The 13,677-nt window shown below is 45.3% G+C and carries 15 protein-coding genes; 7 read left to right on the forward strand and 8 right to left on the reverse strand.

What is annotated here, in order from left to right:
• Window positions 1-157 precede the first annotated feature (157 nt).
• Both AEA42_RS10915 and AEA42_RS10920 read left to right on the forward strand, forming a co-directional pair.
• Window positions 158-1,030 (forward strand): DMT family transporter, encoded by an 873-nt coding sequence (locus AEA42_RS10915; RefSeq protein WP_055647724.1) that lies wholly within the window; start codon window positions 158-160, stop codon window positions 1,028-1,030.
• Between the two features lie 87 nt (window positions 1,031-1,117).
• Window positions 1,118-2,662, forward strand: coding sequence for an EAL domain-containing protein (locus AEA42_RS10920; RefSeq protein WP_055647725.1), 1,545 nt, complete (start codon window positions 1,118-1,120; stop codon window positions 2,660-2,662).
• Window positions 2,663-2,721: 59 nt separating this feature from the next.
• Here AEA42_RS10920 and AEA42_RS10925 read toward each other — a convergent pair whose 3' ends face one another.
• The 4 genes from AEA42_RS10925 to AEA42_RS10940 all read right to left on the reverse strand — a co-directional run bounded on the left by AEA42_RS10925 (window position 2,722) and on the right by AEA42_RS10940 (window position 6,013).
• Window positions 2,722-4,038, reverse strand: a complete 1,317-nt coding sequence (locus AEA42_RS10925) for an ammonium transporter (RefSeq protein ID WP_055647726.1) — start codon at window positions 4,036-4,038, stop codon at window positions 2,722-2,724.
• Window positions 4,035-4,373 (reverse strand): P-II family nitrogen regulator, encoded by a 339-nt coding sequence (locus AEA42_RS10930; protein WP_037422289.1) that lies wholly within the window; start codon window positions 4,371-4,373, stop codon window positions 4,035-4,037. The genes AEA42_RS10925 and AEA42_RS10930 overlap by 4 nt, the downstream gene beginning before the upstream one ends.
• A gap of 294 nt (window positions 4,374-4,667) precedes the next feature.
• Entirely contained in the window at window positions 4,668-5,651 is a 984-nt protein-coding gene (locus AEA42_RS10935; protein WP_055647727.1) for a 2-dehydropantoate 2-reductase, read from the reverse strand.
• Window positions 5,651-6,013: a VanZ family protein gene (locus AEA42_RS10940; protein ID WP_037422291.1), complete on the reverse strand. Its 363-nt coding sequence runs from the start codon at window positions 6,011-6,013 to the stop codon at window positions 5,651-5,653. Before AEA42_RS10940 ends, AEA42_RS10935 begins: the two co-directional genes overlap by 1 nt.
• A gap of 162 nt (window positions 6,014-6,175) precedes the next feature.
• Between AEA42_RS10940 and AEA42_RS10945 the strand changes: the two genes are divergently transcribed.
• Window positions 6,176-6,661 (forward strand): YajQ family cyclic di-GMP-binding protein, encoded by a 486-nt coding sequence (locus AEA42_RS10945; protein WP_037422293.1) that lies wholly within the window; start codon window positions 6,176-6,178, stop codon window positions 6,659-6,661.
• An 85-nt stretch (window positions 6,662-6,746) separates the two neighbouring features.
• On the opposite strand, the gene AEA42_RS10950 is transcribed toward AEA42_RS10945, so the two are convergent.
• From AEA42_RS10950 to AEA42_RS10965, 4 genes are all read right to left on the reverse strand, one after another.
• A complete protein-coding gene (locus tag AEA42_RS10950; protein ID WP_055647728.1) occupies window positions 6,747-8,147 on the reverse strand; it encodes an MFS transporter in 1,401 nt (466 codons plus the stop codon).
• A gap of 156 nt (window positions 8,148-8,303) precedes the next feature.
• Complete coding sequence (locus AEA42_RS10955) at window positions 8,304-8,624, reverse strand: hypothetical protein (RefSeq protein WP_037421860.1); 321 nt, start codon at window positions 8,622-8,624, stop codon at window positions 8,304-8,306.
• A 70-nt stretch (window positions 8,625-8,694) separates the two neighbouring features.
• The gene (locus tag AEA42_RS10960) at window positions 8,695-9,282 is read right to left on the reverse strand and encodes a peptidylprolyl isomerase (protein WP_011073582.1); all 588 of its coding nucleotides are present in this window, start codon (window positions 9,280-9,282) and stop codon (window positions 8,695-8,697) included.
• Window positions 9,283-9,315: 33 nt separating this feature from the next.
• Entirely contained in the window at window positions 9,316-9,882 is a 567-nt protein-coding gene (locus AEA42_RS10965) for a YajG family lipoprotein (RefSeq protein ID WP_037421857.1), read from the reverse strand.
• A gap of 137 nt (window positions 9,883-10,019) precedes the next feature.
• Between AEA42_RS10965 and AEA42_RS10970 the strand changes: the two genes are divergently transcribed.
• The 4 genes from AEA42_RS10970 (at window position 10,020) to AEA42_RS10985 (ending at window position 13,582) form a co-directional block, all read left to right on the forward strand.
• The gene (locus tag AEA42_RS10970) at window positions 10,020-10,580 is read left to right on the forward strand and encodes a porin family protein (protein WP_055647729.1); all 561 of its coding nucleotides are present in this window, start codon (window positions 10,020-10,022) and stop codon (window positions 10,578-10,580) included.
• Between the two features lie 242 nt (window positions 10,581-10,822).
• A complete protein-coding gene (locus AEA42_RS10975; protein ID WP_055647730.1) occupies window positions 10,823-11,854 on the forward strand; it encodes a DUF2804 domain-containing protein in 1,032 nt (343 codons plus the stop codon).
• Window positions 11,855-11,906: 52 nt separating this feature from the next.
• The gene (locus tag AEA42_RS10980) at window positions 11,907-12,770 is read left to right on the forward strand and encodes a sterol desaturase family protein (RefSeq protein WP_055647731.1); all 864 of its coding nucleotides are present in this window, start codon (window positions 11,907-11,909) and stop codon (window positions 12,768-12,770) included.
• Window positions 12,771-12,946: 176 nt separating this feature from the next.
• Entirely contained in the window at window positions 12,947-13,582 is a 636-nt protein-coding gene (locus AEA42_RS10985; RefSeq protein WP_055647732.1) for a hypothetical protein, read from the forward strand.
• The last annotated feature ends 95 nt before the right edge of the window (window positions 13,583-13,677 follow it).

A 13,677-nucleotide genomic window follows, 5' to 3' on the forward strand; every position in this document is an offset into this window, starting at 1 on the left:
TTTTTATAGCGATTATTTAATCGATGACCATACTAGCGTATGATCTCAAAGGCATTTATCAGTCTTTGTGTCGTGTCTAATGTTTCCATGTGGGGTATGATGCTTGTCTTATCTTTTGCGTCGAAGCAAGAGAACATGCTTTGGTGGAAATAGGTTTATGTGGATTTTGTTTACCTTGCTCGCTGCGTTTATGCAGGCGTGGCGCAATGCCTTTCAGAGCCAACTGAGTAAAGAGGTTAAGGTCGCGGGCGTCACCTTAGCGCGGTTTATTTGGGCAGGCCCAATTGCGGCCTTGTATCTTGCACTATTATATCTTTGGAATAATGTCGGCTTACCACATTTTACGGCGGAATTTTTCAGCTTTATTATCGGCGCATCCATGATGCAGATCCTTGCGACCGGCCTGATGGTTAAGCTATTCCAGCAGCAAAACTTTGCTATTGGTGCCGGGCTTGCTAAGAGTGAGGCAATAGTCGCGGCAATCTTAGGAACATTGTTCTTTGGTACCCATTTATCCTTACTCGGCTGGGTTGGGGTTATCTTGGGCGGTATCGCTGTATTTTTGCTGAGTGCTAAGCAGGGGCTTAGGCAGCTATCCCTAAGCACAGTGCTCCTTGGCATTGCCAGTGGCAGCGCCTTTGCGCTGACTTCGCTTTGGGTGCGAGAAGCTAGTTTGAGGTTAGATGTCGGTTTTCCTCATAGTGCGGCTTGGGTATTGTTGTTGGTGATTAGTCTGCAAACAATCGTGCTAGCCAGTTACTTGGTTTTAAAGGATAAAGAAACATTAATCGGCCTGTTACAACGGCCTAAGTTAACCTTGCTGACCAGTACTACAAGTTGTTTTGGATCTATTGGTTGGTTCAGTGCGATGTCGTTACAAACTGTCCCTTATGTGAAAACCTTAGGCCAAGTGGAAATCTTTTTTATGATGTTGATTTCCGCATTCTGGTTGAAGGAACGCGTAAAAATAAAAGAAATGCTTGGTCTAGCACTCATTGCAGTTGCTGCCATACTCGTGATGTGGGGATGAGTATTTGAGCTGTTTTATATTTATCATATGCAACGCAATGTTTAACCAAGATAAATCGCTATAGCGGCAACAAGATAAGGATTCCGGATGCAGAATCGTATTAACAGCCTGTCGTCACTTTTACGCTTATTCATCTCCCAGTACGATCTTTCAGGCAAGCATTTATTCATTATGTTGTCTGTTCCTGTTGTCTTGGCTATCGCATCCAGTTTTATGGTGACGAGTTATTTGGTTGAGAAAAAGGTGCATGAAGTTGGTGAGTTTAATCTCAAACGGCTTGAGGATTTATTAAGCCAGTCTGAGTCAATTGGTCAGTATGCCATCACTCTTAGTCAAGGTGATTGTAGTGATCTCAATGAGTATATGAAGTTTAAGCCCTATTATCGTGGTGTACTGCTTTTTAATGCTTATGGTTTTTATTGTTCATCCACAAATGGTGAAATTGATTTTCCACTGAACACACTCTTACCTGAACCGACCCTAAAAGAGCCTACTTATTTTATTGTTCCTGAAACGCCTGCGCGTTTAGGTGTCCCTGCCATCATTGTTATTGCTACGCAGGCCAACCAAACGAGTGGAGCGGTTGTGATTATTGAAGGGCAATATTTTATCGACAGCTTTATTCAGCCAGAGGTGTTTCCTCGTCCTGTGCTGAATGTGGTATTGGGGTTGAAGGGCGCGACATTGCCGACTGTGCCACAGTTTGGTGATGGGAAAGTTGTTGCCGTAAAGGCTGATAATTCGGAATTGGTGATCCTACTTGAGGTCTCGCAAGCGTTTTTTTGGTACTTCTTCTGGATATCTTTTGGGCTATCGCTCCCCGTTTTTTTGGCATTTACTTGGTTAGTCGGTTTACATCTTTGGCGTAAAAATAACCGCTATTCACTGGCCGACGATATTAGAAGCGGGATCGAAAATAAAGAATTTTTCCTTGTATACCAACCTATTATTTGTACTGAAGACGGTAAGGCTAAAGGGGTTGAGGCATTAGTGCGGTGGCTACATCCGCAAATGGGCTTGGTGCGGCCAGATCTATTTATTCCCATCGCGGAGCAGAGCCAACTGATCGTGCCGCTAACTAATTATATTTTTGAACGCGCTTTAGCCGATTTTAGTCTGTTTTCCGTGCAGCCAGGGTTTCGAATTGGCTTTAACGTAGCGCCTGAGCATTTTATTCAAAGTGATATTGAAGCTAAATTTCGCTATTTAAAGGATGCTTTTTCTCAAATTGGTGTTCAACCTTTGATTGAGATTACCGAGCGGCAGCTATTAACGGCGGATATGTGCGAGCGAATTACAGCATTGCGTGAGCTTGGCATTTTAGTCGCTATTGATGATTTTGGCACCGGACAGACGACCTTATCGCTGCTGCAAACCTTTACCTTGGACTACCTTAAAATAGATAAGTGCTTTATCGATACCATAGGCCAAGATTCGGTCACTTCCCATGTGCTCGATACTATTATCGAACTCTGCCATAAAATGAATTATGTCGCTGTAGCAGAAGGGGTAGAAACACAGGAACAGGCGGATTATTTAATCAGTCGTGATGTGCATTTTCTGCAAGGATATTTATTCGCTAAACCGATGAAATTAGATGAGCTTGCCCTTTGGCTGAAGAAACGCAACTAACAACAACCGTCAGGATAGGTATCCTGACGGTTATAGGTTTTGCGCAGAGGTTGATGTGCTTACAGGCTGTAACCCGTTTCTTCATGTTCAGAAAGATCGAGCCCATTCACTTCTTGCTCACTGCTGACACGCAGTCCTCCAAGGAGTTTGCTAATAACGATAAACAAGAGCCAAGTCACTACTGCGGTATAACTAAAGGTCGCCGCGATACCAATCATTTGGACGCCGAGTTGGTCAATCATAGTGTCGTTAACAGTGGCAAAACCATAGCCGCTAAAGATCCCAAGTTGAGTCGAACTAAAAACGCCTGCGAGCAACGTACCGAGGATGCCGCCTACACCATGGACAGGAAATACATCGAGAGAGTCGTCAATCTTCAATTTTTGTTTAATGTAAACCGTTGAAAAGAAACAGACCACCCCGCCAAGAAAACCAATCACTAAGGCTCCTGCTGGGCCAACATAACCCGATGCAGGCGTGATTGTTCCCAAACCCGCCACCATACCTGTAACGATACCAAGTGCGCTGGCTTTACCAAATTTATACCATTCAATCCCAGCCCAAGTGATGGCACCCATCGACGCCGCCAAATGGGTCGCGAGTATCGCCATTGCCGCTGTACCATTGGCGCCTAAGGCGCTGCCGCCATTAAAGCCAAACCAGCCCACCCACAGCATGCCCGCACCTGTGACAGTCATGGTCAAGTTGTGGGGCATAATCGCTGAGTTTAAAAATCCCCTGCGTGGGCCAAGTACTTTTGCTGCAACCAGTGCCGCTACTCCTGCGGTAATGTGTACGACTGTGCCGCCGGCAAAGTCATAGAGCCCAAGCTCAGCTAACCAGCCGCCACCCCATACCCAGTGGGTGATAGGTGCATAGACTAACAGCAGCCAAGTGCTTGAGAATATGAGTACCGCAGAAAATTTCATTCGCTCAGCAAAGCCGCCGATAATCAGCGCTGGCGTGATAATGGCAAAGGTCATTTGGAATAGCATAAACAAAGGTTCGGGAATGTCACCGCTCATACTCTCACGACCAATGCTGGCTAAAAATGCTTTATTTAGCCCACCGATAAAACCATTGCCTGTATCGAAGGCGATGGAGTAACCCACGACAAACCAGAGTATTGAGGCAATAGCAGCAATCGAAAAACACTGCATTAAAATGGAGAGCACGTTTTTGCTACGCACCAGTCCACCGTAAAATAATGCCAGTCCTGGGAGCGTCATCAGTAATACTAAGGCTGATGAACTTAAAATCCACGCGGTGTTGGCACCACTTAACTGCACCTCATCGGCGAATACTGGAGCGGTAAAGCTACTCGCGATGAGGATAAGTAACGCTTGATAACTGCACTTAGATTTTGGATTGATCATATGGCATCGCTCCCTTCTTCAGAGGTGCGAACGCGGATCACTTGTTCGAGCGGAGTGACAAAAATTTTACCGTCACCGACTTTGCCTGTGCGAGCGGCTTGGATGATGGCTTCGATTACAGCTTCTTCAAGCTCTGAGTGGATCGCGATTTCAAGCTTCATTTTGGGAAGAAAGTCGACAGCATATTCGGCGCCGCGATAGAGCTCTGTGTGCCCCTTTTGCCGGCCAAAACCCCTCACTTCAGTCACTGTCATGCCGTGGACGCCCAGTTGAGTGAGCGCTTCACGTACATCATCAATTTTGAAAGGTTTAATAATTGCGGTGATGAGTTTCAACTTTATTCTCCAACGAACATCAGGCATCAGTTCGTTGGATATAGCAGGAATTAGGCCACAACAATAAACGTTTTATTATCATTATGTTAATAATGTGGTGCACCCAAATAAATCTTATTTTTGCTGCAAAATAGTGCAAAAATAGATGAGCACGCCCTGACTTGGTGCGCGCCCTTGGTGCGTTAAATGTAAAAAAGCCAATTAGGGTGCATTTAAACACTGTTAAGTATTATCGAAAATGATTTTCTACGGCAGGCTTATATTAAATCTATTTAAAATCAATTGAATATGCAGTTATCGTGGTAACGTTATTGCCGAAAGCTGTTTAATAGCGCTGACCATCTTGGCATTAGTTGCTGCACTTAAACTGTGCGCGTTGGCGCGGTCACAAATATAGCCATTAATTTGGTCTATCTCGGTGAGTCTGTGGTTTGCAACATCTTGGTGCATCGATGAGAAGTTTGCGGCTGTGAGTTCAATCACTCGATAGACGCGCTCCTCTAAGAAGTGCCTGTCGAGCTCAATCCCATCATGTGTGGCAACGTCGACTAATTCATCTAGGATACTAGCAATGGTGTCACTAAACTCCGCTTGAGCCAAAGCGCCGTTGGGGCATTGATGCAGCGCCGTAAGAGGATTGATTGCGGCGTTTACGGCCAGTTTTTGCCAAAGACAGGGGATAATCGCCTCAACCCACTCACTGTTTGGGATGGCATGTAATAGGTTATCTCGCAGCGTTTGTGGTAACGCCGGGCCGGTAAAGTGACCCAACTGGGTTAAGCCTTGGCCGGTTTGCTTAACTTGCCAACATGACTGACGTAATACGCCCTGCGAGGTCGTGCCTAAGCTTAGGCCGCGGCCATTTAACATTGGTGCGAGCGCGAGATGTGGCCCCATACCATTATGTAATAATAGGATATGACATTGTGGCGATAACTTGTTGAGTAAAGGACCTATTGCATCAATGACTTGATAAGCTTTTACGCACACAATCAACAGTTGTACTTGCTGTAAGTGGGCTTTGTCGGCGCTAAGCAGCGGGACTCGATAGGACACAGAGTCAGTAACGGCATCGCTTGGGGACAAAGGGCTAAATACCAAGTCTTGCCAATCAGTTGCTTCAAGGTTTGATACCGAGGAGTCCCGTGCAATTAAGCCTACCGCTAATCCCGCCGAAGTCAATTGATGGCAAATCAATTGCCCTACAGCACCTGCGCCTAAAATCGCGATGTTAGTGACTTGAGACTCTATAGCTAATGGCACATCTTGGCCTAACATTATTCTTCCTTGAGTTGTGCGGCACTAACATATTTTCGATAGGCCCAAAGACAAAAATAAAACAAGGCAATACCCGCAAAATCAGCCAACACATCACCTATTGAAGCGCTGCGATAGGGTAGGCGGGATTGCACAATCTCAATTAACATCGCGTAAGTTGCAAGTACCAGTGAGAGCCAATACCACTTAGGACGAAAGGCGAGATAGGTCAGATACGAGAGGCAGAAAAAGCTTCCAAGATGGCCTACTTTATCGATATGGGGGATGCTTTGCGAATAGGTTGGTCTGGAGAACACCAGATAACTGATCACGACAAAGGCTACGGCTAAAGCCAGTTTGAATAGGGTGTGTTTAGTTATCACAAATACAATTTGATTATCTTAGTGTGACGCCATAATAGGAAAATGTGTCGCCAAAGTCATCCCTAAGCCGAGTTTTATCTTGCTGGGACAAAGTTAACCTTCAACTTGGGGGAGGGAGTCGGTAAACTATGGGTATTTACAATCACCTAAGGGGCGGCAACTATGCCTTCATTTGATATTGTGTCTGAAGTTGACGAGGTTGAGTTACGTAACGCGGTCGAAAACTCTCGCCGTGAGCTCAGCGGCCGATTTGATTTTCGCGGTAAAGATGCAAGCATCGATTACAAAGATCATGTGGTGACGCTCACCGCAGAAGACGATTTCCAGTGCAAACAGTTAGTAGATATTTTACGTTCCCAATTGAGCAAGCGTAATGTTGAGCCTTCGACTATGGATGTCGACGAAAAGTCAGTTCACAGTGGCAAGACTTTCTCCCTGAAAGTGCGCTTTAAGCAGGGCATCGAGACGGATATCGCCAAGAAAATCGTTAAGATGGTCAAAGATAGCAAAATTAAAGTGCAATCGCAGATCCAAGGCGACACAGTGCGTGTGACGGGCAAAGCCCGCGATGATTTACAAGCTGTGATGGCGTTAGTGCGTCAAGCAGATCTTGGTCAGCCTTTCCAGTTCAATAACTTCCGCGATTAATCATGAAAATTGGCTTGAGTTCGCGTTAAGCTAACTTAAGCGTGGAAAATACAGTAAGCCCCAAACCTTTACGGTTTGGGGCTTTTTATATCTGATTATTCTTGGTCTGGTCTGGTTTGTTACTGACGTGGGGGGCGTATTTATTCACTAAATGAATAAGTAACAACACAGGAAAGCCTATCACACTGGCAGCGACAAAGAAGTTCACATAACCAAATGCGTCGACATAGGCGCCCGAGAAACCCGCAATAAACTTAGGGAAGAGCAGCATAATCGAAGAGAGCAGGGCGTATTGGGTTGCGCTATAGCCGCTGCTGGTGAGGCTTGATAAATAGGCGATAAAGGCCGCGGTGGCAATCCCCGCACTGAAGTTATCCACCGAAATGGCAAAGGTTAAAAAGCTGACGTTATAACCAATGACCGCTTGCCAAGCAAAGAGCAAATTAGTGACAGCAACCAACAGCGCGCCAAGAAATAATATCTTCATGGTACCGAAGCGGGCTAACAGGACTCCGCCAAAGGCTGCGCCAACCAAGGTCATGATAAGGCCATAGATTTTACTTAAATAGGCAATTTCTTCCTTAGTGAATCCCATGTCCACATAAAACACGTTGGCCATAATCCCCATCACAATATCCGAGATGCGATAGCAGGAAATCAGCAATAAAATCAAGATAGCACTACGGCCATAGCGTTTAAAAAAGTCGATAAAGGGCAGGATGCTGGCGGTATAAATCCACGAGAGACTCGCAGCTATAGGTTTAGGGTAACGCTCGCTTAAGCGTTGTTTGACCGCTAATTCGGTCTCATCGGCGGCGCGAGTATCGACCTGTGGCTCTTGGCTAAAGAGCGTAGTCAAAACCCCAATAAACATCAGTCCAGCCATGACTAAATAGGAAGTTTGCCAAGCGATTAAGTTATATTCGGTATTACCTGGCTCAACCCAAGCAGCGATGGTCAGCGCGCCTGCGGTCGCCACAATCATGGCGCTGCGATAACCTACTTGATAGGCCGCCGCTAAGGCTGCTTGCATTTTTTCGGGAGCCGATTCAATCCGAAAGGCGTCAATCACGATATCTTGGGTTGCAGACGCAAAGGCAACCATTAATGCAAACAAAGCTAAGCGTTCGAGATCTTTAACGGGATCACTAAAAGACATCCCCAAAATTGCACCGACCAGTAACAACTGGGCGAACAACATCCAGCCGCGTCGCCGGCCTAAAAAGCGCGTCAGTAAAGGGAGTGATAATCTATCTACTAACGGTGACCAGGCCCATTTGAAGGCATAGGCTAAGGCTATCCAACTGAAATAACCGATAGAGGTGCGATCGACACCTGCTTCCCGTAACCAAAATGACAAGGTTGAAAAGACTAGCATTAATGGTAGGCCAGCAGAAAAACCGAGTAATAGCAGGATCAAAACGCGTTTATGGTAATAAACACTCAAGGAATCTAAGGTGCGACGAGTAAAGCTGGGTACAGACATATGTATTAGCCGAAGAGTCGAATCCGCCTAGCTTACGGGTAAGATGTGGTTAGGTTCAAGGGGCAAGGTATCTCCTTTTGATACTCAGAGCGATTTTGTTTGCAAAAGCTAAAAATAAAAAGACTCAGCAAGCTGAGTCTTTTAAGAAGGGATTGTTCAAGGTCGGATACCGATACAACCCGAGGGCATTTGGCCTCCCAAACAGAGGAAGTCACAGCACGCATGCAACTGCTGACACAGGTACTGATTGCCGCGGATCATCCAGTCTGGCCACTTACTAAAGCTATGGAGCAAGTGCCAAAACACGGTTTCCATTTCTGTTTGCGCTTCACTTGTTGGAATGAGTTGTTGCCATTCTTCAAGTGTGTCCCATAAATAGAGCTGGATCTCGCAGAAATCGAGTTCATCACTCAAAAACGCTTTCCCATATACTGCAAGTTGGGGCGCTTTATTATCGATAAATTCTTCAATCGTCACCCTTGCCTCCTTTCTTTCTGCTTGTACAGTATAGATGGAGGATTAGGGCTTTTGCTCAAATTTTTTTCGATTATTTTTTGGGGAGTAATTTAGCTGTTTTCAATATGATAGGTGTTACTGGCACATCGGGCCAATTCAGTTTGGCATTAGTAGTGGTCTCTACCACAGCCATGGCTTCGAGGACTTGCTTACCTTCGATCACTTCACCAAATACCGCATATCCCCAACGACGTTTTGATGGGTCAAGCTTTGTATTGTCCGCAACATTAAAATAAAACTGGCGGGTGGCAGAATGGGGCTCATTATCACGCGCCATGGCGATGGTGCCCATGCTATTTGATAAACCATTACCCGACTCGTTGACTATCGGCTTGCCCGCTGGCAACTCTTCTAATTGTGGATTCAGCCCACCGCCTTGCACCACAAAGTCACTGATCACGCGATGGAAAATCGTGTTGTTGTACTCGCCTTTGACCACATAGGTGAGGAAGTTATCAACCGTAATCGGCGCGCGAGTTCTATCGAGTTCGACGACAATCTTACCTAAACTCGTATCAAACTCGACCTGGGGATACAAGCTATCGGGTTGAATGTCGATTGCCGCCCAGCTGCTATAACTTGCACAGAGAACTAAAAGTGCGGATATCCAACGAAACATCATTCTTTCCTTAATCATTATAAACTTGCGCAATTATTGTTGTAGAAACTGGTTTAACTCTGGGTCATTTAGAATCTCCCCTGTGAGTTGACCGAGGAGCTTATTCATATCCATTTCTAAGGTGGCAAAGTCAGGAGTTAATGGGCCTTTTAAGACACCCTTGGCTTTATAGCGTTTGACCAATTCTTGATTGGAATTACGTGCTTGAACTGCGATACGGACGCTGTGTTTGGCTTCGTAGCCAAAGGTCTTTTTGGTGACATCCATCTGTAATTCTTCTAATTGAATTTGAACAGAGTTGGTTGCGCTGGGATCGATTTGGTATCCCGCTTGAGTGAAACCGTTACGAAATACTTCGTCAAGCAATAACTTAGGGGGCTCGCTTGGGCCGACTAAACGGGTTTTGGTGCCTTCTTCCATAAAACGCGCAACGTATTCGGCGTTACGAGTGTCGATTGTGTCTAGTGAGATTTGCAGCGGTCTTGAAGTCTGTTGGCTAATATCTGGAACCTGTGGACTAAATGCCATATGAGTCGGATTTTGGCTCGCGCAGCCTACAAAAAGTAAAGGAAAAGTCAGCGTCAATAATAACCGTTTCATGTGGAATCTCATGCTAGTAAAAAGTGGTTACAGCATACCAGAAATCATCTCTGTTGCCACAATGCATAGGTGTTCAGTTTTTGTACAGGGTTGGGGGCTATGATATGACTACCTCATAATAATGGAATATTAACAATATGAAGTACTTAAAAATAAATGTTTGCGTGTTATTTCTCGCTTTATGTGCTGGTTTTGCTGGTAATGCCAATGCCACCGATTCACCCCATGTGTTAGGCGGCAGCTTAGGCTATGGTACCCAAGAGTTTGAAACTAAAAGCGGTAAATATGATGCGGGTGATACATTTACTGGCGACTTGTATTACCGCTATATGCTCATCGAGCATTTTGGATTTGAAGCAGGATATTTAGCGGGCTCTGGTGGCGTGGCGAGTGCGCTTGTTAGTGCGATCAGTGATATAAAAGACTTAGATTACCAAGGCGTGAGAGCTACTGCTTACGGTGAGTATGCTCTGTCTCGTGGTAATAGTCTGTATGCTAAACTTGGTGCAGCCTACACTAAAGTGAGTTATGAGTTTGAAAAGCAGGAGATGGATTCGGACGATGTGGGCTTTTACGGCGCTATCGGTTGGCAATATCGTTTTCGCTCGGGCTTTGGGCTAAACCTCGAATACCAATATGTGCCGATGAAAGAGTTAGAGTTGCAAGGGGTAAACTTTGGTATCAGCTATCGTTTTTAACGGCTAAGGTGTTCCACTGGATTCGTCAATATTTGATTAAGTGGGTTTGTCTCAACTAAGCGCCTTTGGGCGCTTTTTTAATGGTTTTTTGAGGAAACTAAACCGAACTCCTCTCGGTAACAAAATCACAACAATTTGAGCTTGCACTCTTTTAATGCAATGAATGACAGGTTAGAGTAAAAATTCAACATTAAATAAGAGAGCATAAATGCTCCCTCGAGTGCAAAAGCAAAGGCGAAGTTATGTCTAGGATTATCACCCAAATCGCCCCCGACAGTTTGATCAATGCCAAAGGTCAGCCACATTTTGGTCATTTCGACGGTATAGTCAGTCGCTTAGGTTTAGCGGATTTTGCCTATTTCGATACTATGGATAAGCCCGCATCGGCTTGGGCGAAACGGTTTGATTATAAGCAGTTCCAATTTATTTCTATCGTTACGCCCCGTTATATTATTGGTGTTGCGCTCGCGGATATCGCCTACCTTGGCAGTGGATTTTGTTATTTATACGATATTAAAAACAATAGGTTAACTCAGCAGGACTGGCTAAAACCCCTTGGGTTTGGCTACCGGATGACGCCTTCTCCAGCCAATGGCACGGCAACCATTGGCGGCAAAGGTAAGCGCATAACCTTTAAAATCCAAGAGGGGAGTTGGCATTTAGTCATTGATACTAAAAGCATTCAAGCCGATTTAACTTTACATGCATTGCCTTTAAGTTTACCTATGGCCATGTGTAGCCCCACGGGATACAACGGCTGGACCTATACCCAAAAACACAATGGTTTATCGGTCAAAGGACAACTCACCATAGACCATGAACCGCAGCCATTGAATTTCGCCTTCGCAGGCTATGATTTTTCCGCGGGATTTATGCGCCGAGATACCAGTTGGCGTTGGGCATCGCTGAGTGCGCAAATTGACGACGGAGTGATTGGATTAAATCTTGCTGCGGGCGTGAATGAAACTGGTGCTAATGAAAATGTGTTTTGGATCAATGGTGAGCGGCATTTACTCGGACCAGTGCAATTTGAATTTGACCGTCATGGCCAGCAGGGCACAGATCTCTGGCGTATTCATAGTCACGATGGCCGCGTCGATTTAGAGTTTACGGCGCGAAATTGCCGCAGTGAGAAACGCAATTTTATCTTGCTGAAGAGTAACTTCCGTCAATATCTGGGGCTTTTTAGCGGTTTTATCATTGACAATCAGGGGCGGAAATTCCAACTCAACAATGTATTGGGATTAACCGAGGATCATTACGCTCGCTGGTAGAACATAGGCAAATTTACGCTTTAATACAATAATAACAATAGGATAAAGGTATATGGATATCGCAGCGTTAATTAATCATCCCGAAGTACTGTTACTGGTACTTGCCCCGCTTTTTTTTGTCTGCATGTTGCTGGAATGGTACTTAGGTGACAGAAGACAAAAACTGCCCGTTAGCGCCCGTTACTATCCAAAGGAAGTGTTGTGTAATTTTAGCCTCGCCGCCATGCACCAAGGAATGGATATTTTGGCGGGCTTGCTGATTGCTAAGTTGTATCTGGCGGTATTTGGTTGGAAATTATTCGATATTCAAATGGGGCCAGTGAGTTTTGTGTTGCTGATGATTGCCCAAGATTTTTGCTATTACTGGTTCCACCGTGCGAGCCATAGAGTACGGTGGATGTGGGCGGCCCATGTGGTGCACCATAGTTCGGAGAATATGAATTTTAGCACCGCGTTTCGCCAGAGTTTGATGTATCCCTTCGCTGGTATGTGGGTGTTTTGGTTGCCGTTGGTAATTTTGGGTTTCGACCCTAATTGGGTGGTTTTTGTGGTGCTGCTCAATTTGGGATTACAGTTTTTTGTGCACACCCAAGCGGTGAGAAAACTCGGCCCATTGGAATGGCTGTTTAATACGCCTTCCCACCACAGGGTACACCATGGGCGTAATCCGCAATATATCGATAAAAATTATGCCGGTATCTTGATTATCTGGGACAAACTTTTCGGTACCTTTGTTCCTGAAGAGGAAACCGTGATTTACGGCATCACTAAACCCGTCAACAGTTTTAATCCAATCAAAGTGACCTTTAGCGAATGGCGCGATATGTTTAGTGATGTCACGACTAAGGGGCTGAGCTTTTCAGAGCGGCTTAAGCTGTTATTCGCCCCTCCTGCCAGTCAGCAAAAAGATAAGTGAGTTGCTTAAATTCAGGAATCATCCATCTTCAAATAGTGCAAATGGGTAATTGGAGTCAGATCTTAACCTTGCTAGCCTACTTTTCTTTTTTTGCAAATTAATCGCTGAAAAAATATACAGAATCACGCTTTGGTGGTAATTTTTTGTACAAGTGATTCATCTGAGTAGGTTGTCGTATGGTTGATGAGCCGCATTTAACCTTAGAGGAATTAGCTTGTTTTAGAGAGCTATTTTCCCCCAATCGCATAACCCATAGCACTGAGGACGCTCATCCTGAGCCTTTGGTTAACCATGTATTAACGGTCAAAACCGAGGTGCCACAGGCGCTCGCCTCGCTATTGGGTAAGGCCAAGCTGACCCTATTGGCTGAAGTCGGCTCCTATAAACTCTGGTTTCCCCTTGAGATGCGCCTCGATGATTTTGGCCAATTACAGCCAACTCTTGGGGTGCCTGAAGTGTTAGACGCAAAAGGGGCTGAGCGGAGTTGGCGTTTGACTCAGCCTGAAGATGTGTGGATCTTCGACCAAGATCAGGGTGAACAATGGTCTGTGGTGTCTTTATCTAGTTCTGGCATGGCGATTCGTGCTAAATCACCGCAACAGTTTGAACAGTTGGTCGATAGCCAAGAACTGCAATTACAGTTACCCGATGGTGAAACCATGCGGGTTAAAATCGAGCCTATCCGCCATGAAGAGGGACTGGCGATTGTCAGATTTCAGGCCGAAGCCGAAGAGCGAGAAGCCCTACGTCAATTCCTCTTTAATCGTCACCGCAGTCAATATCCCAAGCTCTATGCCAGCTTGCGCGGATAAGTGAGCCTAGTGGCATAATTCTGTTAGTTAAACTTCAGCCAATTGTTAAAATTTATTCCACTCTCAGGATCTTTGCCGAAGATGTGGCTTTTCCT

The sequence above is a fragment of the Shewanella sp. Sh95 genome (genome assembly GCF_001308045.1).
Lineage (GTDB): Bacteria > Pseudomonadota > Gammaproteobacteria > Enterobacterales > Shewanellaceae > Shewanella > Shewanella xiamenensis.